The sequence below is a fragment of the Paraburkholderia sprentiae WSM5005 genome, from assembly GCF_001865575.2.
GTDB classification, from domain to species: Bacteria; Pseudomonadota; Gammaproteobacteria; order Burkholderiales; family Burkholderiaceae; genus Paraburkholderia; species Paraburkholderia sprentiae.
This window is the reverse complement of sequence record NZ_CP017562.2, coordinates 2,576,374-2,600,588: the sequence shown is the minus strand read 5'-3', so window position 1 is coordinate 2,600,588 and position 24,215 is coordinate 2,576,374. Positions and strand designations below refer to the sequence as shown.

The window sequence follows — 24,215 nt, the reverse complement described above, 5'->3', positions numbered from 1 at the left end:
CATGACGCCATCACTGAGCCAGATTCTTGCCGATGCGCGTCGCGCTCGTACTACGCTTGCTAGCTTGCCGCCGCAACAGCTTCCTGCCGATGCCGACGCGGCTTACGCCATCCAGCACGAGATTCTGAGCGCGTGCGGCGCGCGAATCGGTGGCTGGAAGATCGGCGCAAAATCGGCGAGCGGACCGATTCAAGGCGCGCCATTGCCCCATACCGATCTGCTTGCGGACGGTGCGCGTCTGTCGCTTGAAGGCTTCGCGCCTCTCGGGCTCGAACTCGAAGTCGCGTTCCGTTTCGGCCGGCGTTTCGAGCCGTCGGCGACGCTTTACGACGAGGACGAAGTGCTCGCGGGTATCGGCTCGATCGGCGCGACCATCGAGATTGTCGCGAGCCGCTATGCCGCGTGGCCCGCCATCGACAAACTCGCGCAGCTCGCGGACCTGCAGAATCACGGCGCGCTGATCGTCGGCGAATTCACGCGGTATCGCGAGGACTTCCCGTTCGTCGCGCCATCGCTGCGTTTCGAGTTCAACGGGCGCGACGTCGTCGAAACGACGCCCGCGAATCCGGCCGGCGATCCGCGGCGGCTGTTGACTTGGCTCGTCAATCACGCGAGCGCGCGCGGCATTGCGGTGACACCGGAGATGGTGATCACCGCGGGTTCGTACACCGGCATGTTTTTTCCGCGCGAGGCGGGCACCGTGAGCGGGCATATCGAAGGACTCGCGCCGCTTCATCTGACGCTGTACTAGGCAATTCGAGCCGCGCGGTTCAGGCGCGCTCCTCACAGGCCGACGAAATGACGAATCCCACCGCGGGCTTGCTCGTCAAGCCGATCCATCTGGTTCCCTCCGCCGCGCGCTCCATCAGCCCGCTCGCACAGCGTCTGCGCAAATCGTTGCGCGGCGACGTGCTGTTCGATCTCGCCAGCCGGGGCCGTTACGCGACTGATGCGTCGATCTATCAGATCACGCCGGTCGGCGTCGTTGTGCCGCGCGATCAGCAGGATCTACGCATCGCGCTCGATATCGCCCGCAGCGAGAAAGTGCCGCTGCTCGCGCGCGGCGCGGGCACGAGCCAGTGCGGGCAGACGGTCGGCGAAGCGCTCGTGATCGACACGAGCAAGTGGCTCAACAACATCGTCGCGTTCGATGCCAGCGCGCGCACCGTGACAGTCGAGCCCGGCGTCGTGCTCGATCATCTGAACGCCTGGCTGAAGCCGCATGGACTGTGGTTTCCGGTGGATGTATCGACGGCTGCCCAATGCACGATCGGCGGCATGGCCGGCAATAACTCGTGCGGCTCGCGCTCGATCGAATACGGCAACATGGTGCACAACGTCGACGCGATCGACGCGATTCTCGCCGACGGCAGCGAAGCGCGCTTCGCGTCGCTGCGCGAGCCGCCGCAAGGCGAGCGCTTGCAGCAGATCGTCGCGGGGGTCACGCAAATCGCGCAGCGCGAGCGTGACGAAATCGTCGCGCGCGTGCCGAAGGTGCTGCGCCGCGTCGCGGGCTACAACATCGATCTGTTCGACTGCCAGAATCCGCGCGCCTATACCGACGATGGCTGCGCGAACCTCGCGCATCTGCTGGTCGGCTCGGAAGGCACGCTCGCGTTCAGCCGGCAGATCACGCTGAAGCTCGCGCCGCTGCCCGCGCATAAGGCGCTTGGCGTGGTCAACTTTGCGAGCTTCCGGCAGTCGATGGCGCTGACGCAGCACATCGTCAAATTGAAGCCGGTCGCGGTCGAACTCGTCGATCGCACGATGATCGACCTCGCGTTGAGCAATCCCGCGTTTCGTCCGGTGATCGAAAAGGCGCTGGTCGGCGAGCCGCAGGCAATTCTGCTCGTCGAATTCGCGGGCGAGGATCGCGACGCGCAGCTCGCGTCGCTCAAGCAGCTAACCGAGTTGATGGGCGAACTGGGCTTGCCCGACGCGGTCGTCGAGATGGCGGACGCGAATGCGCAGAAGGCGCTGTGGGAAGTGCGCAAGGCCGGGCTCAACATCATGATGAGCATGAAGGGCGACGGTAAGCCGGTGTCCTTTATCGAAGATTGCGCGGTACCGCTCGAACATCTGGCCGACTACACGAGCCGCCTGACCGACGTGTTTCATCGCCACGGCACCGAAGGCACGTGGTATGCGCACGCGAGCGTCGGCACGCTGCACGTGCGGCCGATTCTCGACATGCGCCGCGACGGCGCCACGAAGATGCGCGCGATCGCCGAAGAAGCGGCCGCGCTCGTGCGCGAGTACAAGGGCGCCTATTCGGGCGAGCACGGCGACGGTCTGTGTCGTGGCGAATGGGTTGCATGGCAATATGGGCCGCGCCTGAACGAGGCGTTCCGCGAGATCAAGACGCTGTTCGACCCGGACAATCGCTTCAATCCCGACAAGATCGTGCGTCCGCCGAAGATGGACGACGCGCGCAATTTCCGCTTTGCGCCGGGCTATCGCGAACAGCGCATCGAAACGGTGCTCGACTGGTCGGCGTGGAACGTGAAGCGCGACTCGCTGACGGGCGAGGAAAGCGCGCCAGGCAGCGGCGACGATCTGAGCGGCGGTCTCGCGAAAGCGGTCGAGATGTGCAACAACAACGGCCACTGTCGAAAGTTCGACGCGGGCACGATGTGCCCAAGCTATCGCGTGACGAAGGACGAGCAACATCTGACGCGCGGGCGGGCCAACACGTTGCGGCTCGCGATTTCGGGGCAGCTCGGCGAACGCGGGCTCGCGAGCGATGACGTGAAAGAAGCGCTCGACCTGTGCGTATCGTGCAAGGGCTGCAAGCGCGATTGCCCGACCGGCGTCGACATGGCGAAGTTCAAGGTCGAGGCGCGAGCGGCGCGTGCAAAGACGCATGGCGTGCGGCTGCGCGACAGGCTTGTCGCGTTCATGCCGCGCTATGCAGGCGCGGCGAGCCGCATGCCGGGACTGCTGGCGCTCGCGGACAACGTGCCGCTGCTGTCGGCGTGGTTCAAGCGTTCTGTCGGGTTCGCGACCGGGCGCAGTCTGCCGCGATTCAAGAAGGCGTTTCTGGCCGATGCGGTGTCCGCAAAGTCTGCACGTGGCGCGACGCAAGCGCCCACGCTGAAAGAAGTGCTGCTGTTCGTCGACACCTTCGACAATCACCTGGAGCCCGACAACGCGCGTGCCGCGCAACGGGTGCTCGAAGCGGCGGGCTACACGGTCCACTTCAATGCACGCCCGGGCGAGCGTCCGGTGTGTTGCGGCCGCACCTTTCTCGCGGCCGGTCTCGTCGATGAAGCGAAGCACGAAGCGCGGCGCATGCTCGATCTGTTCGGACCGTTCGTCGAACGTGGCGTGCCGGTGGTGGGTCTGGAGCCGTCCTGCCTGCTGACGTTGCGCGACGAATTCCTGCAGTACGGTTTCGGCGACGAAGCGCGGCGCCTCGCGCAGCACGCGTTTCTATTCGAGGAATTCCTCGTGCGCGAACAACAGGCCGGACGTTTGCGGCTGACCTTGAACCCACTGCCGATGCAGCAGGCGCTCGTGCACGGCCACTGCCATCAGAAGGCGTTCGACGCGTTCACGCCGGTGCAGACCGTGCTCAAGTGGATTCCCGAATTGAAGGTGTCGACGGTCGAATCGTCGTGCTGCGGCATGGCCGGCAGCTTCGGCTATGAAGCGGAGCACTACGCGAGCTCGCAGGCGATGGCCGAGCTGTCGTTGCTGCCCGCGGTGCGCAAGCTCGATGCCACCACGGTGATGGTCGCCGACGGGACCAGCTGCCGCCATCAGATCCGCGATGGCGCGGGTGTCGAGGCGATGCACGTCGCGCGCGTGCTGGCGATGGCGCTGCAATGACGCGCGGCTAACGCAAGCGCGAAACTCAAACCCCGATAGCTTGCCGATAGCTGCTCGGCGTCACCCCGACAGCCTCGCGAAACCGGTGACTAAAGTGACTCGCGTTCGCATAGCCGCATTGCTCGGCGATCTGCGCGAGCGGCAGCGTCGCCGCGCGCAGCAGCGTGCGAGCGCGATCGAGTCGTTGCCGCGCAATCCACGCGGCGGGCGGCAGCCCGAATGACTCGCGAAACATGCGTGCAAGATGAAACTCCGAGAGCGCCGCGACACCCGACAATTCACCCAGCGTCAACGGCTGCGCGAGATGACTGTCGATATAGTCGCGCAGGCGGCGCCGCGTCGCGGCCGAGAGCCCGCCCTTCAGCGCCACGTTCGCGCGCCGCACGGCCTGTCCGCGCAATAGCAGGCTCAGCACTTCGTGCGCCGTCTCGTTGACGCGCAGCCGGCCATCGGGACTTTCCCACGCCTCGTTGACGAGCGACTGACACAGACTCGCGATGCGCGGGTCCTCGAAATAGGTGCGGTCGGCGAGCGTCAGTTCGCGCGGCTCGCGGTCGAGCTCCTGCACCGCGCGTCGCGTGAAGTGCTCGGGCAGGAAGTACAGGTGCATGAAGTGCATGTGGCCGCGCACCCACCAGCGCGATTCGTGATCGCCAGGCAGTGCACACAGCCGCGACGGCGCGCCGTAGTGCCCCGGCATTTTCTGGCGCTCGGTGCGATAGCCGCCGTCCAGATAGCACGACAGCGTGTGATGGCCGGGCCGCTCGTAGACGGTCTCGGCTTCCTTCGTGTCGCGGGTCCAGAGTGCGATCGCGAGTCCGTCGCCGAGCCACGCGAAACGGTCAAGATGCGCGTTCGCACTGGCGAGCGTGTGACAGACCGACTGCAAGCCAAAAGGCGTGCCGGCGGCGGATATCACGGGGACGGACGGGGTAGCGTTCACGGCGGCGGGCGGCGGTTTACCGGTGTAGGGTAATGGTGGAGCGGCCAGTATACGGCGCGCCCCATCTGCCTGCGCATCGGCACGAAAAAGTGCGCAATTTTGGACAACTGCGGGCGGCGGCGCGGTTGCATAGTCGGGCTTTCGTCGATGCCGCGTGTCATTGCAGTCGTCATCGCAGCCCGTCATTGCAGTCTGAGGCCCGACCATGAATCTCCTCCTTTACGCTGCCACCGTGCTGATCTGGGGCACCACGTGGATTGCGATCAAATGGCAACTCGGCGCGGTGCCGCCGCCGGTATCGATTGCGTGGCGTTTCTGGATCGCCGCGCTGCTGATGTTCGCGCTGCTGCGCATCATGCGCCGGCCGCTGTGGCCGCCGCGCGACGCCTGGCGCTATCTGGCCGCGCAGGGTCTCGCGCTGTTCTGCCTGAATTTCCTGTGCTTCTATTACGCGGAACAGATCGTGCCGAGTGGGCTCGTCGCGGTGGTGTTCTCGACCGCGCCGCTGCTGAACTCGCTCAACGGGCGGCTCTTCATGGGCCGGCCGCTGCAGCCGAGCGCGATGGCGGGCGCGGCGCTCGGGCTCGTCGGCATCGTCTGTCTGTTCGTGCAGCAGATGGCCGGGCATCTCGGCGATCACACCGCGTGGCTCGGGCTTGGCGTCGCGTTTCTCGGCACGCTGTGCTTCTCGGCCGGCAACCTGCTGTCGAGCCGCATGCAGTCGATGGGCCTGCATCCGTTCGCGACCAACAGTTGGGCGATGCTGATCGGCGCGGCCATCCTGACGGTGGGCAGTCTGCTCGCCGGCTATTCGTTCGCGCTGGAACCGTCGGCGCGCTATCTCGGCGCGCTCGCGTATCTCGCGGTGTTCGGCTCGGTGATCGCCTTTACGGCCTACCTGATGCTGGTCGGCCGCATCGGCCCGGAGCGCGCGGCCTACTGCACGGTGCTGTTTCCGATCGTCGCGCTCGCGGCGTCGACGCTGTTCGAGGGTTACCGCTGGTCGGCGCTCGCGGTGGTCGGTCTGTTGCTGGTCGTGGCCGGTAATCTGGTGGCGTTCGATCTAACGCGACGGATTGTCGTGCGTCGCCGTGCGGAGCGAATTTGATGCGCCGTATCGCCGAAGGTGAGGATTTACAGGAGCAGAAAAAGCGACTGAATCGTTGACCGGTGAGATTTGCGGGAACTGGTTTTTACCGGTTCCTTGACCGGAAGCTTCCGTTCGAAACGCAATTCAATGCAAACGGAATGATTTGAATCGGCCGGCATTCAATAGCCATTTTTCATCGATTAATTTGCTATTTTTATGTGAGAGGATAAAAACACCAACTCTGATGGAATGCCGCCGTGAAGCCTTTCTCTCGCCTTGGCGTGGCCGTGGTGTTAATCCACAGCCTTATTTCGCCGAATGCCTGTGCGCAATCCCAGTTGAATTACACCACCTCGTGGATCGGTAACAGTTTCGGATTTGGCGACGGTAAATGGATGCAGCAGGACATTCAGGCCATTAGCGTCGGCGCGGATGGCACCGTCTATACGAATTCGCCATGGGACGAAAGCGGCAGCGAAATCGCCGCCTATCGCGCGGGCGACAAGCTAGCGGTCGCCGGTTCGACGCACGGCTGGGGCGCGGCCGGCGGCGACGCGGTGGCGGTCAATCGTACGTACCTGTATGCGGCAATGTCGATCGGCAACGAGAACAATGCGCTGGTCGGCGCCGACTATCCACCGGCCAATTACACCTGGTACGGCATCACGCGACGCACGCTCGCGAATCTCGCGACCGGCGCGCCGTTTTCCGGCGGCATCGGCAATAGCGCGAACGCGACGAAGAACAGCTTCGTCGCGGTGCAAACCGTGAAGACCGGCACCGATGCGAGCATTCGCGGCCTCGCCGCGACCGACAGCGAACTCTATGTGGCCGACACCTACGGCAACCGCATCGTCGTGTACGACGCGCAATCGATGCAGCCGCTGCGCTCGTGGAGCGTCGCGTCGCCGGCCCGCATCGCGATCGACGCCGACTCGACGTTGTGGATCATCAGCGGCTTCGGGACAGCCAACCTCAGCATCCTGCACTACCGCGCCGACGGCACCGCGCTCGCCGGTCCGTTGGCGCTGCCAGCCGGCACCGTGCCGACCGACGTCACGGTCACGCCAGCCGGCCAGCTGCTGGTCGCCGACAACGGCGTTTCGCAGCAGATTCTCGTGTTCAACAACGGCACGGGCGGCCAGATGCAGGCCGGTGCGTCGATCGGCACGCGCAACGGCATCTTCCATCCGGTGCGCGGGGTGCCGGGCGATGCGCGCTTTAACGGCATCACCGGCATCGGCGTCGATGCGGCCGGCAATCTGTACGTCGCGCAAAACGGCGAGGGGCCGCGCGCCCCGGGCTCCGCGTCGGTCGGACAAGGCGCGGTGCTGGAGAGCTACGTGAACGGCACGCGCGTGCTCAACTGGCGGCTCTACGGCCTGACCTTCGTCGATAGCGGCGCGTTCGATCCGGCCACGCCCGCTTCCATCTACACGGGCTCGAAGCGCTTCACGCTCGATTACAGGCAGCCGGTCGGTCACGAATGGTCGTATGCGGCGTTCACGCTCGATCGCTTCGATTACCCCGACGACCCCGCGTTTCACGAGCCGCGCGGCGTGCGCGGCGAACCCATGGTGCGCAGATTCGACGGTCAGCGTTTTCTCTATACGCTCGATCCGGGCGCGCACTATCTGAACGTCTATCGCTTCGATGCCGCGCATGGTGAGATCGCGATTCCGTCGGGTATGCTCGCGCAGAATCCGCTGCCGGGCACATGGCCCGCCGCGCAACCGACGTACGGCGAATGGCTGTGGCGCGACAGCAATGGCAATGGCGCCGTCGACGCGAGCGAGATCAGCAGCAATCTGTCGACCGGCAGCACGGTCGGCGACGGCTTCTGGTGGGTCGACGCAACCGGCAACGTGTGGCTCGCCACGCCATTGAGCGGCGTGCGCGAGATGCCGCTGCAAGGTCTCGACTCCACCGGCAATCCCATCTACACGTATGCGAGCGCGAAGATGTTCGCGATGCCCGCGCCGTTTACGCGGCTCGCGCGGCTCGTCTATGTCGCGTCGACCGACACGATGTATCTGTCCGGTTTCACCAGCGCGATTCCGTGGGACCCAACGCACTGGAAGGAAGCGGGTCCGGTGCTGGCCCGCTACGACAACTGGAGCACCGGCACGCCGACCCAGGTCTACGCGATCTCGCTGCCGTGGAACACGCAAAGCGATCCGCAGACCACCACGGTCGGTGTCGCGGTGGCGGGCAACTATATCTTCGTCGCGGAGCTGTACACCGATCGCATCGACGTCTACGACGCGCGCAACGGCACGGCGCTCGGCTACATGACGCCGGGAGCGAGCGTCGGCGGCACGAGCGGCTGGGTCGACGTATATCTCGGCATCAGCGCGGTGCAGCGCGATAACGGCGAGTACGTGGTGCTGGTCGAAGACGACGCGCGCGCGAAGATCCTGATGTATCGCTGGACACCTTGACGTGAATCGCTGCCGCGCCGAACACGAATAGACGGCGGCGCACGATCGGTATATAACAACTTTACCGATGCACTCATTGGAGCGATGTTCGATCATGACGCAAGACGTTTCTCCCAAGCCGCCCGCTGACGATCGTCCCGAGATCGAGCAGCTCGATGCGGCGCTTAGTCACGTCGATCAGCAGGTGTCGTCGGGCGGCATTGCGTCGGGCGCGGCGAAAGGTATTGTGTACAGTCTGATCGAAACGCTCGGCGCGCTGGTCGGCGATCCCGATCTACCTGAGCACGCGCGCTCCGGTTACGAAGGACTGCTGGAGGCCGCGCGCGAGTTGCGTGCGAAATTGGACCGCTGAGCGGTGCGCAGGGTGGGGCGCCGAACCCGCGGGCCGAGTTACATTGAAGTCGACGCACGCAAGACCGCTCTGCGGCTCACGCACCAAGCGCCACCGCTTCCCCGCTCGTTTGCGCCAGCAACTCGTGAATCTGCGCGACCACGGCCGCGCCTTCGCCCACCGCCGCGGCCACGCGTTTCGTCGACCCGGCGCGCGCATCGCCGATCGCATAGACGCCTTCGACGGTAGTGCCGAGATCGCACGCGGTGGCCGAGCCGTCCGCGCTGATGCCGGTCAGCACGAAGCCTTTCGCGTCGAGCTGCACGCCGCAGGTGCGCAGCCATTCGGTGTTCGGGTCCGCGCCGGTGAAGAGAAACAGATGCCGCGTGGCGAAGCGATCGACGCCATCGGGTAGCGGTCTTTTCAATGTGACCGACACGAGGCCGTCCTCATCGCCTTCGAGCCGGCCGATTTCCGAATGCGGATGCACGAACACGTTCGGCAACGAGCGGATGCGGTCGATCAGATAGCGCGACATCGTCGCCTCGAAACCGCTGCGGCGGATCAGCACGTGAACCTTGGCGGCGTGCGTCGCCAGATAGACGATCGCCTGGCCCGCGGAATTGCCGCCGCCCACCAATACGACCTCCTGGCGCTTGCACAGCTTGGCCTCGACCGGCGACGCCCAGTAATAGACGCCGCGTCCGTCGAAGCGTTCGAGCCCGTCGAGCGCTGGGCGCCGGTACACGGCACCGCTCGCGATCACGATCGCCCGCGCGCTGATGTGGCCGCCGCATTTGAGCTCCAACCGATACGGCGACTGTCCGCAATGCAGCGCCTTCACGTGGACCGGAATCGCGACGTGCGCGCCGAACTTCTGCGCCTGCACGAACGCGCGGCCGGCGAGCGCCTGGCCCGAGATGCCGGTCGGAAAACCGAGGTAGTTTTCGATGCGCGAGCTCGCGCCCGCCTGACCGCCCGGGGCGCGGCTGTCGAGCACGATCACCGACAGGCCTTCGGAGGCTGCGTACACCGCCGCGGCAAGTCCCGCCGGCCCCGCGCCGACGATCGCGACGTCGTACACGTACGTGTCGTCGAGATCGGGCAGCAGACCCAGGCGAGTGGCAAGTTCCGGCATGCTCGGATGACGCAGCACCGAGCCGTCCGGGCAGATCACGAGCGGCAGGTCTTCGCGTTGCGCGGCGAACTGCTCGATCAGCCGCAGCGCGTCTTCGTCGCGTTCGTCGATGACGGAATGCGGATGACCGTTGCGCGACAGGAAGCCTTGCAACATCACGAGCCGCGCGTCGCTGCTATTGCCGATCAGGATCGGCCCGCCCGCGCCCTTTTCGATCAGCGACACGCGTCGCAGAATCAGTGCGCGCATGATGCGCTCGCCGAGTTCCGCTTCAGCGACGATCAGCGCACGCAGGCGCTCGGGCGGAATCAGCAGCGCTTTGACGGCGCCCATCGCGAGGCCGTTCACGAGCGCGGGCTTGCCCGACAGCTGCCCGACCTCGGCCAGAAAATGCCCGGCGCCGCGCTCGCTGATCACGACCTCACGGCCAATGCCGTCACGCTGGTAGACCTTCACGCGTCCTTCGAGCACCACGAACATGCCGGGGCCGGTGTGCCCGGTTTCGAACAGCAGCTCGCCGGACTTCCAGTGACCGATCTCGCCGAAGCGGCGCAGCCGGTCGATCTCGGCGCAGCTGAGTTCGGGAAACATCTGGTGCATGCGCGTCGACAGCGACGAAAACGGCGCGTCGGCGACGACGCCCTGTTGTGCTTCCACTTCTTGAATCGGAACGTCCTGAGTCGAAAGCATTAAACCGCTCCTTCGATGTTCATTGCACGATTGATCGGGAGGCAACGCGATGCGCGCTCGCACCCGGGGGGCGAGCCGTGCCGCGCGCAGGCGGACGATGCCGCCGCTCATTCCAGTTAGACGGCTTTGGGCGCGATGTCGTCGACCGCGACTTCCGGCGGCGGCATTGCGGGCAGCGAGTCGACCGGCTTGCCGGAGTCGCGCCAGGCTTCCATGCCGCCGCGCAGCGGCAGCACGTCGGAGAAGCCGGCTTCGTTGAGTTGCTTGGCCATCCATGCCGCGGAAATCTCGTTCGGACACGAACAGTAGATCACGAGCTTCTGATCGTGCGGGTAGGTGGCGACGATCGCGTCGAGTTGCCGTTCGTCGGCGAATTGCGCGCCTGGAATCACGAAGGGATCGAGCTTGCGCTTCTCCTGCGAACGGATGTCGAACACGACCGGCGCCTCGCCAGCAGCGAACAGCTTCGCGAGTTCGTCGACCTCGATGCGCGCGGACGCGAGCTTCGCGATCAACTGACGGCGCCTGATCCACCGGTACACCGCGTACAGCACCAGCAACGCGACGACGACGAGTGCCGCCGTGCGCCCGAGCCGCCCGGCGATCGCGAACAGCATGTCGATCTGCCGCGCGAACAGCGCGCCGATGATGAGCCCGGTGCCGGACCACAGCGCCGCACCGACGCCGTCGTAGGTGAGGAAGGTGCGATAGCGCGTGCCCATCGCGCCCGCCATCGGGATCGACACGATCGACAGCCCCGGCACGAACTTCGCGACCGCGAGCACACGCACGCCCCAGCGTCCGAAGAAGCGCTCGGTCTTTTTCACGCAGGTGTCGCGCGACAGCGACAGCCGGCAGATCGTCTTCAGCGTATTGCCGCCATAGATGCGGCCTGCGAGGTACCACGCGCTGTCGCCGATCAGCGTCGCGAAGATCGACAGCACGAGGACCGGCAGCAGTTGCGTGCCGACCGAGCCGGGATGCATCGCGGCCATCGCGCCGAACAGCACGAGCGACGGCATGGCCGGCACCGGCAGCCCGAGCGCGGCCGCCAGCACGTTGATGAAAACGAGCGCCGGTCCATATTGCGCGACGAGGTCATGTAGCATCGGCTTAACATCCGCGGCCCTTGCGGGCGCAGCGTGGTAAAGAACGCAAAAGGGGAATGCAAGGATTATGGACGTATTTTCGAGACGTGCAAACGACCCGGAAATCGGCCTGTTGGCTAGCTACGATCGGGCCGGCATAGGCGGCGGCATGCCCCGAGACGCAAGCGTGGCAAGCGCTTGTGACAACCTGCTGAAGGCCAGCTAAGCGAGTTCGGCGAGACGCGCGCAAGCGCGTGCTAAAACCCGTAGGAAAGCGTGGATTGGCGGCGTGAGCGGAACAAACGAAAGCGCGGCGGCGCACGCCGACGCGCCCAATGCGAATAATCCCGTGCGCACGCGCGGAAGTGCGACGCAACCCGCGCGAGAGGTTCAGGAATCACGCGGCGCTCACGCCTGCCGCGCGCCTGCTTCACTGACGATGATTGTGCTGCTCGCCCGGCAACTCGGCGCCATGCGCGCGGATCGCGGCGATCAACTCCGCGGGCGTGATTTCGTAGCGCACTTCCCGATGTATGCCCGGCTTGCGCTCATCGACCTCGATCAGCAGGATGCCTTTGCCGTCGTCGGTCGATTCGAGGCGCAGCGAGCGAAGTTCGCGCGCCGTTGCGTCGTCGTATTCGGTGAGCAGGGCCATTGACCCGGAGGACCCGGTGATGCGCATCGAAGTTGTCCTTGTTGCGTTGGTGATGGAACGATTGTACGGGGCGGATGGCGTGCCGTCTGCCGAGTCGTCGTGCGTGCGTCCGCCTTTGTCTCGCCCCGGACTGAGTCAGTGTTTCGCCGCCGTTCACGCATGCGCGGTGATAGAGCGTGCAATCAGTTTAACGCGACTCCCGATCGTGACCGACGCATTTTTCATGCCCTGCCGTGGGGCACTGTGGGTTCGCGATTTGTCATGCGGATGACTCGGCCGCCGGGCAGCAAGCGTTGCACGGTGATGTGCCGCGCGAGCAAAAAATAGCCCGTCCGGATAGGGACGGGCCGTTAAACGCCGTTGTTACTCGGGTCAGCCTGCCCGCAACGATTTGGGCGCTGACGACTCCATCGTCGTGCTTCGTTGGCGGGCTGTCGAGGTGGGAGTAATGCGGATCTATCAGATCAAAGTACGGTTTTCCGGTTCGACGATCACACGAGGCCGGTCGCGTAGTACATCGCGATCACGAAGAACACCGCGAGCGTCTTGATCACCGTGACCGCGAAGATGTCGCGGTACGACTGCCGATGCGTGAGGCCGGTCACCGCGAGCAATGTGATCACCGCGCCGTTGTGCGGCAGCGTATCCATGCCGCCGCTCGCCATCGCGACCACCCGATGCAGTACCTCGAGCGGAATATGCGCGGCTTGCGCACCCTTGATGAAGGTATCCGACATCGCGGCGAGCGCAATGCTCATCCCACCGGACGCCGAACCCGTGATCCCCGCCAGCGTACTGACCGACACGGCCGCGTTGACGAGCGGATTCGGAATGCTTTTCAGCGCGTTGCTGACGGTGAGAAAACCCGGCAGCGCCGCGATCACGCCGCCGAAGCCATATTCCGATGCGGTATTGAGCGACGCCAGCAGCGCGCCCGCCACCGCGGCCTTGGTGCCGACCGCGAAGCGCTGGCTGACGCGACCGAACGCCGTCACGACGACCATCACGATGCCGAGCAGCAGCGCGCCTTGGACGGCCCAAATCCCCACCAAACTCTTGACCGTCGTCTCGACCGGCGCATGCAGGCCCGGCAGGATGTCGGGCGTGACCGTGAAGGTCGGGCCGTACCAGGCCGGAATCCAGCGCGTCAGCAGGAAGTTCGCGACGCCGACCACGACGAGCGGCGCCACCGCCAGCAGCGGATGCGGCAGATGCTTCGATTCGACGCGCTCCGGCTCGTTGACGAGCTCGGTGCCGTAGCCCTCGCCGGTCGCCATCGCGGCACGGCGGCGCCATTCCAGATACGACAGGCCGACTACGATGATGAACAGCGAACCGATCACGCCGAGCGTCGGCGCCGCCCACGAGGTGGTCTTGAAGAACGTCGTCGGGATGATGTTCTGGATCTGCGGCGTGCCGGGCAGCGAGTCCATCGTGAAGGAGAACGCGCCGAGCGCGATCGCGCCGGGCATCAGCCGCTTCGGAATGTTGCTTTGGCGATACAGCTCGGCCGCGAACGGATACACCGCGAACACGACGACGAACAGCGACACGCCGCCGTAGGTGAGCAGTGCGCACACCGCGACGATCACCGCATTTGCGCGCGAGCGGCCGATATAGCGGATCGCGGCCGCGACGATCGCCTCCGAGAAGCCCGACAGCTCGATCACCTTGCCGAACACGGCGCCGAGCAAAAACACCGGGAAGTACAGCTTCACGAAGCCGACCATCTTGTCCATGAAGATGCTCGTGAACACCGGCGCGACGGCAGCGGGCTCGGTAGCGAGGACGGCGGCGAGCGCCGCGATCGGCGCGAACAGGATCACGCTGTAGCCGCGATACGCGGCGAACATCAGAAACGCCAGCGCGGCGATAACGATGAAAAAGGACATTGAGTCTCCATAGCCTGGTTGTTCTACATGTTTGCCGTGCTGATCGAGCGACGGCGCCGGCGCGGTCGGAACGCAGCTTCCATGCCATGCCGGGCGTGTGCCGGCCAGGCGCCGTGGCGCAAGGCGGAGCCGCGCAGCGCGGCCCGAGGCGACGCCGGCGGATTGTACCCGGCTGTCTCCAAAACGGGACTTCTATCCGCTGAGGATAACGTCAAACCAGGGTAAATCACGATGAATAGGGGCTGTTGCGTGTCTCCGATTGGAGATAAATTCGTCCACACATGGAGACACACGCAAACGCAACGATACGTGGAGACAGCGACAGCATGATGACCGACTGGACGGGCCTGCCCGCCACCTATGACGACGTGCTGCGTCGGGCGATGGATTCGCTGTTTCGCACCTTCGAGAACTTCAGCGAAGGCACGTTCATCGTCGATGGGCAGGCGCGCGTCGTCTGGATCAACAAGCGTTATGCGGCGCGCTTCGGCTTTGCGGACCCGCGGCAGGCGATCGGCCGGGATTGCGAAGCGGTGATCCCGAACAGTCTGATGCGCGAGGTCGTCAACACCGGCAGGCCGATCCTGCTCGACATCATGGAGACCGATCGCGAACCGCTCGTCGTCACGCGTCTGCCGCTGAAGGACGATGCCGGCGCGACGGTCGGCGCGGTCGGCTTCGCGCTGTTCGACGAGCTGAAAGCCCTGTCGCCGCTTTTTTCGCAGTACTCGCGGCTGCAGCAGGAACTGATCGCGACGCGTCAGTCGCTCGCGCAGGCGCGCCGCGCGCGCTACACGTTCGGCAGTTTCGTCGGCACGAGCGCCGCGTCGCTCGAAGTCAAGCGCCAGGCGCGGCGCGTGGCGCAACTCGAATCGCCGGTGCTGCTGCTCGGCGAAACCGGCACCGGCAAGGAGCTGCTCGCGCATGCGATTCACGGCGGCTCGTCGCGCGCGCATCAGCCGCTCGTGAGCGTCAACGTCGCGGCGATTCCCGATACGCTGCTCGAAGTCGAGTTCTTCGGCGCCGCGCCCGGGGCGTACACCGGAGCGGATCGCAAAGGGCGGATCGGCAAGTTCGAGCTCGCCAACGGCGGCACGCTGTTTCTCGACGAGATCGGCGACATGCCGCTGCCATTGCAGGGCAAGCTGCTGCGCGTGCTGCAGGACAAGGAATTCGAGCCGCTCGGCTCGAACCGCATCGTGCGCGCGGATGTACGGATCATCGCGGCGACGTCGGCCGACCTGCCCGCGCTCGTCGCGGCCGGGCGTTTTCGCGCGGACCTGTACTACCGGCTCAACGTGCTGACGATCCATGCGCCCGCGCTGCGCGAGCGTCCGTCCGACATCGAGGCGCTTGCTTACGCGATGCTCGAGGATCTGGCTGCGCAGGCGGGCGGCGGCAGGCACTTCGAATTGCACGACGACGCGTTGCGCTTGCTGGGCGCGTACCACTGGCCCGGCAACGTGCGCGAGCTGCGCAACACATTGGAGCGCGCCGTGATGCTATCCGACAGCGAACGCGTCGATGCGCGCGTGCTCGCGCCGTTCATCGGCTCGGGGCAGGTCGGCGCAGTCGCACCGATGCGCACCCCGCCTGCCGCGCGCGCCAGCGTTGACGCTTCCGTCCCCGTCGAACCGGCTTCATGGAGCGACGCGATGGCCGCGTTCGAAAAGCGTTTTCTGTGCGACGCATTGCGCGCGAATGGCGGCCGCGTCATTGACACTGCGAAACAGATCGGCATGGGTCGCGCGACGCTGTACAAGAAGATCGCGGCGCACGGCATCGAGGTATGACCCGTCGCGCCCAAACCGGCGGTGCCGCGTGAACTGACGCAGCACGAGGGCCGCGTGGCACAATCGCGAGATCGAAAAACAAGACGTGACCGGGGTCTCCATGAAATGCCTTTCCTTCTTCGCACGCCGTACGAGCCTGACGTTGGCCGTCGGCGCGATCGTCGCGCTGGGCGGTTGCAGCAGCAGCGCGCCGCTGTTCCTGCCGGACGGCCGCGCGACCACGCTGGTGCAATGCCCGGTCGGTTCCGACTCGTGCTCGCAGCAGGCGGCCGCGAGTTGCAATGGCGGGTTCGACGTGGTGCGCCGATCGAGCGAGGGCGGCACCTTGAGCCTGATCTACGCCTGCCGCGCAACCGCGAAGTGAGCACCTGATGCCGCGTCGGTGCCATGCCGGCGCGCGCGGCTGACCGTCGGGTGGGCGGCGGTTTTCTTTTCTGTTAGCGGCTGCCAATTGCCATGCCGCCCAATCCACAGGGCTTCATCAATCCATGCGCCCAATGCGTGTCCGATAAGCGATACGCATGCGAATTGGGTTTAGTAGGCCACACGCGGCACTTTTACAACGTTTAGTCGCCGCTCACCGATTATCCTTTGCGCCCTGACAACGATTTCTCTTTACCGTTCGGGGCGTCGAATGCAGTCGGTGCGGCAGCCAACGGAACGCGAAGTTTGACAGCAGTATTCTTTTTAAGCCGCTGGTGCTCAAGCCTCGGCGCGCACAAGCTGCCGGTTTTTCCGACGCAGCACGGGTTCAGGAAGGCTTTTCCGTTACCGGCCGGCATCAGATCGAGCCGCCGGCCAACGCGGCTTCATGCTTTCGATTTTTTTGCTTCAACACTAATCCAATAGAATTCGGGGAAAGCAATGAATCATCAGCAACTCGAAAAAGACATCGAGCATCTCGAGCACATAATTTCCCATATTTCCGCACAAGACCGTATTCCGCTGTCTTACTGGCGAAATCGGCTCCAGCACGTTTCCGGCGCGGTGCTTGTGCCCGCGCAGGCAACGCGCGTCAAACGCCTCAATGCCGCGCTTTGCGCATTGGAAAAACGGCAGAAAGCCTGAATGTCGTCACTATGTCCGGCAATCGGAATCGGCAATCGGGAATTCGTCGTGTGCGCTTTGGCCGGATAGGTTTTATCTTCGGGTTCAAACAGGACGAATATGCAGATGGCTGGACTTTCCGCGGCCCGGCTCGCGACGTTGACCAACGCGATGCAGGGCTACGTGGAGCGGGGCGAAGTGGCGGGGGTCGTGTCGCTCGTATGGCGGCGCGGCGAAATCGGCTACTTTGAACCGGTGGGCCTGCGCGACGAAGCCGCGCAATGGCCAATGCAGCGCGACACGCTGTTTCGCATCGCGTCGATGACGAAGCCGGTGACGAGTGCGGCGATCATGATGCTGATCGAGGAAGACCGCCTCGCGCTCGACACGCCCATTTCGCCGTGGCTGCCCGAGCTCGCGGCGCCGCGCGTGCTGCGCGATCCGTCCGGCCCGCTCGAGCAGACCGATCCGATCCGCGCGCCGCTGACGGTGCTCGACCTGCTCACGCATCGCGCGGGCTTCGCGTATCACTTCACGGCGACGGGTCCGCTCGCCGAAGCCTACGCAGCCGCGTTCAACGGCTTCGAAGCGACCGGCGACAACAGCGCATGGCTCGCGCGCATCGCCGCGCTGCCGCTGATGTTCCAGCCCGGCTCGCGCTGGCACTACGGCGTGGCGACGGACGTGCTCGGCGTGCTGATCGAACGCGTGAGTGGCATGTCGCTCGGCGAGTTTTTCCGCACGCGTATCTTCGAGCCGCTCGGCATGCGCGACACCGCATTCTGGGTGCCCGACGCGCAGCTCGGGCGCCTCGCTACCGCGTACAGCATCGATCCGGGCACGCGGCGTCGTGTGGTCGAGGATCATGCGGCGGCGAGCCGCTGGGCGAATCCGCGGCGCTTTCAGAGCGGCGGCGGCGGGCTGGTCTCGAGCGCCGGCGACTATCTGCAATTCGCGCAATTGCTGCTCGGGCGCGGGCGCGTCGGCGACACACGGCTGCTGTCGCATCGCTCGGTCGATTTGATGCGCAGCAATTTCCTGAGCCGCGACCAACGGCGCCTGCCCGCCTTCGGTCACGTGATGTGGGCGGGGCAGGGCTTCGGCCTCGGCCTGTCGATCGTCGACGATCCGGCGCAGCAATTGCCGCTCGGCTATCGCTCGCGCGGGTCGTTCGGCTGGCCCGGCGCCTACGGCACGAGCTGGTTCGCCGATCCGGTCGAGAACATGATCGGTCTGATGCTGATCCAGCGCCGCTCGATCGACCCCTTTCCGATGGCCATCGACTTCGAACGTCGCGTCTACGATGCGATCGACGATTGAGCGGGTCCGCCGCGCATGCACGCGGACGCGCGATTCACTATCCTGTGATTTATTCGTCTGATAGTGTCCGCCAATCATTCATCGCAATGCATCGCAGTGCGTCCACCGAGGGGGAACACCGGCATGGCCTCTTACAAGCAGTTGACTGCGCAACTCGAAAAACTCCACAAGGAAGTCGCAGCGGCGCGCGAGAAAGAAATCGCGCAAGCTATCGCCGACATCAAACAAAAGGTCGCCGAATACGACCTGACCGCCGAAGAACTCGGATTCACGAGCCCCTCGCCGAAGCCGCGCCGCAAGTCGTCAACGACATCGGTCGCCAAGTACCGCAATCCGAAGACCGGCGAAACATGGAGCGGCCGTGGGCGCTCGCCGGCCTGGCTCGTCGGGAAGAATCGTGAGCGGTTTCTGATCGAAGGTTGAGCTTCGCCGCGGATGCCGAGGCGCCGTGTCCTCTGAAGTGATGCGTTGTTTGTTTCGTTCCGCACCGTTGCGAAGGTCCCGAAAACGCTCACCTTTGCGTGACGCCTGAACGCGTACAGCGAAATCCGCCGAAGCATCCGAACCTTATCGGATGCTTCGGTGAGCCAGGCGTTGTCGCGCGACGCACCGCGGCACGTGCGAGTCGCCATCGCGTCGCGCGGCTTCGCACAGCTCGCTGAAAATCCGCGCCAGCCTTTGCTGGCGGGCGTTTTCAGGCGTCGGCCACGAGCCTTTTGCAGCGGTGCGAAGCTTTTTCGCGGTTTTCCCGAACATCGCATTTGCGGTGCGAGCGCCGTGGTAGGTGCGAGCATGCGCTTCGCGATCCTCACCTTTGGCCGCAAATCGAGATTCGCCGCCGCAAGTCCCGAAAACCCTCACCTTTCGCCGCGAGCATGCGCGGCACCCCTTTCCCCGGCGGTCGCGCCAGACGTGTATCATTCGCACCTTGCGCCGTTTTTGCGCCAGCGATTCCCGCATCGTGAACCTTGGGCCGCGACCCGTTCGCCGCCCGTTTTCGGACGCGGCGCGAGCGCCGGCCGGTCCCCGGCCCGCGCCTGACTCGCGCAACTCGACGCCGCCGCGCCACGCGCGGCATACCGGCCGCCCAACGCCGCCGGGAACCGCTTGAACCCCTTTCCGTGACCGCCCGACCCGATGTCAGTCTCCGAACTCAAACGCCGCCGCACGTTCGCGGTCATTTCCCACCCGGACGCGGGTAAGACCACACTCACCGAAAAACTGCTGCTGTTCTCGGGCGCGATCCAGATCGCCGGTACCGTGAAGGGCCGCAAGAGCAACCGCTACGCGACGTCCGACTGGATGGAAATCGAAAAGCAACGCGGCATCTCGGTCGCGAGCTCGGTGATGCAGTTCGAATACGGCGATTGCGTGATCAACCTGCTCGACACCCCTGGCCACGAGGACTTCTCCGAGGACACCTATCGCGTGCTGACCGCGGTCGACGCCGCCGTGATGGTGATCGACGGCGCGAACGGCGTCGAAGCGCAGACGCTGAAGCTGCTGGAAGTCTGTCGCAGCCGCAAGACGCCGATCGTCACGTTCATCAACAAGCTCGATCGCGAAGTGCGCGAGCCGCTCGAACTGCTCGACGAAATCGAGCGGCACCTCGGTGTGTCGGCGGTGCCGTTCACGTGGCCGATCGGCATGGGCAAGGATTTTCAGGGCGTCTACGACGTCCAGCGCGATCAGGTGCGCGTGTTTCGCGCCGGCCAGGATACCGCTGGCGGCGCGGTCGAAACGCTGCAGGCGCTGGGCGATGAGGAAGGCGAGCGCCGTTTCGGTCATGCCTGGGTGCGCGCGAAGGAAGAAATCGATCTGATCAGCGGCGCGACGCCCGAGTTCGATCGTGAGCAGTTCCTCGCCGGTCAGCAGTCGCCGGTGCTGTTCGGCTCGGCGATCAACAACTTCGGCGTGAAGGAAATTCTCGAGGCTCTGGTCGACCTTGCGCCGCCGCCGTCGACGCGCATGACCGTGCAGCGTCCGGTGCAGCCCGAAGAGTCGAAATTCACCGGCGTCGTATTCAAGGTGCAGGCGAACATGGACCTTGCGCACCGCGACCGCGTCGCGTTCATCCGCGTGTGCTCAGGACGTTTCGAGCGCGGTATGGCCGTGAAGGTCACCCGCTCGAACAAGACGTTCCGCGCGAACAACGTGGTCACGTTCCTGTCGCAGCGTCGCGAGACGGTGAGCGAGGCGTATCCGGGCGACATCATCGGGATTCCGAATCACGGCACGCTGAGTCTCGGCGATACGCTGACCGAAGGCGAGCAGCTACAGTTCGTCGGGCTGCCGTTCTTCGCGCCGGAAATTTTCCAGACCGTCGAAGTGGTCGATCCGATGCGCGCGAAGCAGCTCGGCGAAGCGCTGAAGCAGCTCGGCGAGGAAGGCGCGATCCAGGTATTCCGGCCCGAGGCGGGCGGTCTGATGATTCTCGGTGCGGTCGGGCAGCTGCAATTCGAAGTGGTGTCGCACCGTCTGTCGACCGAATACAAGGTCGACGTGCGCATGGCGCCGGCGCGCTACCGCCTGTCGCGCTGGGTGACCAGCGACGATGCGGCCGAACTGCGCCGCTTCACCGATTCGTACTCGGCGCGGATCGCGCTCGATGCATCCGATGCGCCGACCTATCTGGCCTCGCATGTGTCGGAGATCGAAGTCGCGCAGAAGGCATGGCCGAAGATCGTCTTCAACGAGTTGCGCGAGCACTCGGGCGCGCCGTTCAGGAAGGCGATGTAAAGCCGCGAGTCCGCTGGTTGCGAAGCTAGAAAGCCGCGTCGTTCGACGCGGCTTTTTTCTTTGGGCCGCCGTCGCGACAAGGTCCCGCGCCAGCGCGCGACTTCGCCTATGCTGACCGAACCACCCGCTTCGCCGCGAAGCCGGCTCCAATTCCTGTCCAACCGCATGGAGCGCCCGTGACTGTTCGCAATCTCGACGCCTTGTTTCGCCCGAAATCCGTCGCCGTGATCGGCGCGTCCGAAAGGCCGGGCAGCACCGGCGCGATGGTCTGGGCGCGCGTGCTGGAAGGCGGCTTCGACGGTCCACTGTGGCCGGTCAATCCGAAGCACGCGACGCTCGGCGGCCACGCGGTGATCCGCGACGTCGTCGATCTGCCGCAGGCGCCCACCGTCGCGGTGATCTGCACGCCGCCCGCGACCTGGCCCTCGTTGATCCATAAGCTCGGCGGCATGGGCACGCGCGGCGTGATCATCGTCGGCGAAGTGCGCAACGCTGAAGACCAGCGGGCGCTGCGGCACGCGTTGTCGGCGGCGCGGCCGCATCTGCTGCGCATCGTCGGGCCGGGCAGTCTCGGCGTGGTGTCGCCGGCGCTCGGCGCGCATTTGGGTGCGCCGTCGTGCACGGTCAAAGCGGGCGGCGTCGCTTGGGTGTCGCAGTCGAATGCGCTGACCAACGCGGTGCTCGGCTGGGCGCGGGCGCGCGGGCTGGGTTTTTCGCACGCGGTGGCGCTCGGTGCGGAGGCCGACGTCGATGCCGGCGACGTGCTCGATTACCTCGCGAGCGACGCCAGCACCCGCGCGATCCTGCTCGAACTCGACAGCGTGCGGGCGGCGCGCAAGTTCATGTCGGCCGCGCGCGCGGCGGCGCGCAACAAGCCGGTGCTCGCGCTGCGCACCGGCCGCGACGATCCCGCCGACGGTCTCTATACAGCGGCGTTCCGGCGCGCCGGCCTCGTGCGCGTCGACGCGCTCGACGATCTGCTCGACGAAATCGAAACGCTGGGCGTCGGCCGCGTAGCGGCGGGCGGCACCGCGACGCTGATCACCAGCGACCGCGGTCTCGCGACGCTCGCGCGCGACGCGTTCGCCGCCGCCGGCGGCCCGCTCGCGCCGTGGCCGGCCGCGGCGTCGGAGGCGCTGCGCGAGGCGCTGCCGCAGGCGGTCGGCGGCAATCCGCTGCTGCTGGGCGACGGCGCGCGTGCCGAGCACTTCGGCACTGCGCTGAAGCTGCTCGGCGAGTACCGCGAGACGGGCACCGCGTTCGTGGTGCACGCGTCGACGCATGGCGCGCCGGTCGACGACGTCGCGCAGGCGTTGATCGAGCATCAGCGCTTTGCGTATCGCGGGCTGCTCGCGTGCTTCTTCGGCGGCGTCGATGCGGCGCGGCGCGACGCGCTGCACGCGCAGGGCATCCCGGTGCATACGACGCCGCAGCGGCTCGCACGCGCGTTCGCGCGTCTGGTCGATTACCGGCTGGGCCGCGAGTTGCTGATGCAAACGCCGGAGGGCCTGCCCGCGCAGATTCCCGAGGCGATCGATGCGGCCCAGGCGCAGGCTCGCGAAGCATTGGCGGCTGGCCAAAGCGAGCTTGCCGGGGAGGCGGCGGCGCGGTTTCTGGCGCGCTTCGGGTTGCGGGTGGAGGATGCCGAAGCGGCGGGCGCCGACGCGCAGGGAGCCGATGCGGACGGCGCGGCAACACCCATCGCCGACGTCGCCGTCGACCTGCACGACGATGACAACTTCGGCCCCGTGTTCCGCTTCACCGCGCCGCCGCTCGACGGCGTTTCCAACGGGTTGCGCGTCTATGGCCTGCCGCCGCTCAATCCGATGCTCGCGCGCGACATCGTCACGCGTTCGCACTACGCAAGGCTGGTCGCGCCCGAGCCGGCGCTCGCGGCGTTGACGGCGGTGTCGCAAGCGGTTTGCGACGTGCGCGAGATCGTCGGCCTGTCGTTGACGCTGAGGGTGTACCGGAATCGCGTGACAGTCATCGAGCCGGTGTTGCGGATCGGCGCGCAGCGCAGCCGTCTCGCGATCGTGCCGTATCCGCGGCGCTTCGAGGAAACGATCGACTGGCAGGGCATGCGCGTGACGGTGCGGCCGATTCGCCCGGAAGACGAAAACGCGCATCGCGATTTCGTGCAGGCGATGACGCCGGAAGATTTGCGCCTGCGTTTTTTCGGCGCGGTCGGCGCGTTCGACCACTCGCAACTCGCGCGCATGACGCAGATCGACTACGACCGGGAAATGGCGTTGATCGCGACGGTCGATAACGAAGATGGCGTCGCGCAGACGCTCGGCGTGGTGCGCGCGGTGGCCGATCCCGACAACGAGACGGCCGAATTCGCGGTGGCCGTGCGCTCGGATCAGAAGGGGCGGCGCCTGGGCCAGTTGCTGATGCAGCGGATCATCGCGTACGCGCGGGCCCGCGAGACCCACTGGCTGGTCGGTGAAGCGTTGCGCGAGAACAGCGCGATGATCGCGCTCGCGAGGGCCAGCGGTTTCACGATCACGCGGACCGATGATCCCAGCGTGGTGGGGTTCCGGTTGGCGCTCGATGAAACGGCGCAGGCGGACCCGAAGTCCTCTGCACAGAACCGGTCGGCGCGTTGAGCGGCTTGCATCGCGGCCCGCGCAACGCTCGGCTTCACCACCTCAAGCGGCCAACTTCAGCGCCGCCTCATCCACCTGCGCGCGCGTGACCGACAGCTCATCGAGCCATGCCTGCGCATATACCGCGCCGGTTTCGCGCTCGAGCCGCGCGATCGTGGCCGCGCAGCGGTTCGCGTCCTTCAGCGTGGCAATGAACGATTTCACCGATTCGCCGCGCTTGAACGCATCGAACAGCGGCACGCGGATGTCGTCGGGCAGCGCACGTGTGGTCCATTGATACGGCTTGCCGTTGAACGTCAGCGACGGCGGCAGCATGCGTTCCTTGCGCGCGGCCGGAATCAGGCCGTAGGTGCGCGCGGCTTCGCCGATCTGCTCGGACGAAAACAGCTCGTCGGGGGTGATGTCGAATTGCCGGATAAAAGTCTCGATGCTTTGCATCGCGGCGGCGCGGTCGTCGCGGCGCTTCTGCGCGTGAGCGACGATGTCGCGCAGTTCGTCGGCTTCTTCAACGGTGATCGTGAAGCTCGACTGCTTCTGCTGGAGTTCGGAAAAACGCTGGAATTCGGAATCGGTCAGAAGTTTGGCCATTGCTCAATCGATGCGCG

Annotated in this window: 18 protein-coding genes; 12 read left to right on the top strand and 6 right to left on the bottom strand. The window is 65.6% G+C overall.

The annotated features are described in order from the left end of the window. The first annotated feature begins 1 nt into the window (after nucleotide 1). Together BJG93_RS28505 and BJG93_RS28500 are read left to right on the top strand one after the other, a co-directional pair. A complete protein-coding gene (locus BJG93_RS28505; RefSeq protein ID WP_027195403.1) occupies nucleotides 2-751 on the top strand; it encodes a 2-keto-4-pentenoate hydratase in 750 nt (249 codons plus the stop codon). Between the two features lie 47 nt (nucleotides 752-798). Then, nucleotides 799-3,831: an FAD-binding and (Fe-S)-binding domain-containing protein gene (locus tag BJG93_RS28500; protein ID WP_027195402.1), complete on the top strand. Its 3,033-nt coding sequence runs from the start codon at nucleotides 799-801 to the stop codon at nucleotides 3,829-3,831. 25 nt (nucleotides 3,832-3,856) lie between these two features. Here the strand turns inward: BJG93_RS28500 and BJG93_RS28495 are convergent, their stop codons facing one another. Further along, entirely contained in the window at nucleotides 3,857-4,774 is a 918-nt protein-coding gene (locus BJG93_RS28495) for a helix-turn-helix domain-containing protein (RefSeq protein WP_051374257.1), read from the bottom strand. Between the two features lie 205 nt (nucleotides 4,775-4,979). Between BJG93_RS28495 and BJG93_RS28490 the strand changes: the two genes are divergently transcribed. The 3 genes from BJG93_RS28490 (at nucleotide 4,980) to BJG93_RS28480 (ending at nucleotide 8,657) form a co-directional block, all read left to right on the top strand. Next, entirely contained in the window at nucleotides 4,980-5,882 is a 903-nt protein-coding gene (locus tag BJG93_RS28490; protein WP_027195400.1) for a DMT family transporter, read from the top strand. Nucleotides 5,883-6,121: 239 nt separating this feature from the next. Continuing rightward, entirely contained in the window at nucleotides 6,122-8,305 is a 2,184-nt protein-coding gene (locus BJG93_RS28485; protein WP_027195399.1) for an NHL repeat-containing protein, read from the top strand. A gap of 94 nt (nucleotides 8,306-8,399) precedes the next feature. After that, a complete protein-coding gene (locus tag BJG93_RS28480) occupies nucleotides 8,400-8,657 on the top strand; it encodes a hypothetical protein (protein WP_027195398.1) in 258 nt (85 codons plus the stop codon). Between the two features lie 76 nt (nucleotides 8,658-8,733). On the opposite strand, the gene BJG93_RS28475 is transcribed toward BJG93_RS28480, so the two are convergent. The 4 genes from BJG93_RS28475 to BJG93_RS28460 all read right to left on the bottom strand — a co-directional run bounded on the left by BJG93_RS28475 (nucleotide 8,734) and on the right by BJG93_RS28460 (nucleotide 14,099). Beyond that, entirely contained in the window at nucleotides 8,734-10,464 is a 1,731-nt protein-coding gene (locus BJG93_RS28475) for an FAD-dependent oxidoreductase (protein WP_027195397.1), read from the bottom strand. Nucleotides 10,465-10,580: 116 nt separating this feature from the next. Further along, a complete protein-coding gene (locus tag BJG93_RS28470) occupies nucleotides 10,581-11,573 on the bottom strand; it encodes a DedA family protein/thiosulfate sulfurtransferase GlpE (RefSeq protein ID WP_027195396.1) in 993 nt (330 codons plus the stop codon). Nucleotides 11,574-11,982: 409 nt separating this feature from the next. Beyond that, nucleotides 11,983-12,234, bottom strand: coding sequence for a hypothetical protein (locus BJG93_RS28465; RefSeq protein WP_027195395.1), 252 nt, complete (start codon nucleotides 12,232-12,234; stop codon nucleotides 11,983-11,985). 464 nt (nucleotides 12,235-12,698) lie between these two features. Beyond that, nucleotides 12,699-14,099, bottom strand: coding sequence for a GntP family permease (locus tag BJG93_RS28460; protein WP_027195394.1), 1,401 nt, complete (start codon nucleotides 14,097-14,099; stop codon nucleotides 12,699-12,701). Nucleotides 14,100-14,425: 326 nt separating this feature from the next. Between BJG93_RS28460 and BJG93_RS28455 the strand changes: the two genes are divergently transcribed. The 7 genes from BJG93_RS28455 to BJG93_RS28425 all read left to right on the top strand — a co-directional run bounded on the left by BJG93_RS28455 (nucleotide 14,426) and on the right by BJG93_RS28425 (nucleotide 23,610). Beyond that, a complete protein-coding gene (locus BJG93_RS28455) occupies nucleotides 14,426-15,892 on the top strand; it encodes a sigma-54 interaction domain-containing protein (RefSeq protein ID WP_027195393.1) in 1,467 nt (488 codons plus the stop codon). A gap of 100 nt (nucleotides 15,893-15,992) precedes the next feature. Beyond that, nucleotides 15,993-16,256 (top strand): hypothetical protein, encoded by a 264-nt coding sequence (locus tag BJG93_RS28450; RefSeq protein WP_027195392.1) that lies wholly within the window; start codon nucleotides 15,993-15,995, stop codon nucleotides 16,254-16,256. Between the two features lie 500 nt (nucleotides 16,257-16,756). Further along, nucleotides 16,757-16,960 carry a hypothetical protein gene (locus tag BJG93_RS28445; RefSeq protein WP_027195391.1) on the top strand — a complete coding sequence of 68 codons (204 nt, stop codon included), beginning with the start codon at nucleotides 16,757-16,759 and terminating at the stop codon, nucleotides 16,958-16,960. Nucleotides 16,961-17,059: 99 nt separating this feature from the next. After that, the gene (locus BJG93_RS28440; protein ID WP_027195390.1) at nucleotides 17,060-18,259 is read left to right on the top strand and encodes a serine hydrolase domain-containing protein; all 1,200 of its coding nucleotides are present in this window, start codon (nucleotides 17,060-17,062) and stop codon (nucleotides 18,257-18,259) included. A 123-nt stretch (nucleotides 18,260-18,382) separates the two neighbouring features. Next, nucleotides 18,383-18,682 carry an H-NS histone family protein gene (locus BJG93_RS28435; protein WP_027195389.1) on the top strand — a complete coding sequence of 100 codons (300 nt, stop codon included), beginning with the start codon at nucleotides 18,383-18,385 and terminating at the stop codon, nucleotides 18,680-18,682. A 714-nt stretch (nucleotides 18,683-19,396) separates the two neighbouring features. Next, on the top strand, nucleotides 19,397-20,998 hold the full coding sequence (locus BJG93_RS28430; protein WP_027195387.1) for a peptide chain release factor 3: 1,602 nt from the start codon (nucleotides 19,397-19,399) through the stop codon (nucleotides 20,996-20,998). A 176-nt stretch (nucleotides 20,999-21,174) separates the two neighbouring features. After that, nucleotides 21,175-23,610 (top strand): GNAT family N-acetyltransferase, encoded by a 2,436-nt coding sequence (locus BJG93_RS28425; protein ID WP_027195386.1) that lies wholly within the window; start codon nucleotides 21,175-21,177, stop codon nucleotides 23,608-23,610. A 42-nt stretch (nucleotides 23,611-23,652) separates the two neighbouring features. Here the strand turns inward: BJG93_RS28425 and BJG93_RS28420 are convergent, their stop codons facing one another. Further along, on the bottom strand, nucleotides 23,653-24,198 hold the full coding sequence (locus BJG93_RS28420) for a hypothetical protein (RefSeq protein WP_027195385.1): 546 nt from the start codon (nucleotides 24,196-24,198) through the stop codon (nucleotides 23,653-23,655). Between the last annotated feature and the right edge of the window lie 17 nt (nucleotides 24,199-24,215).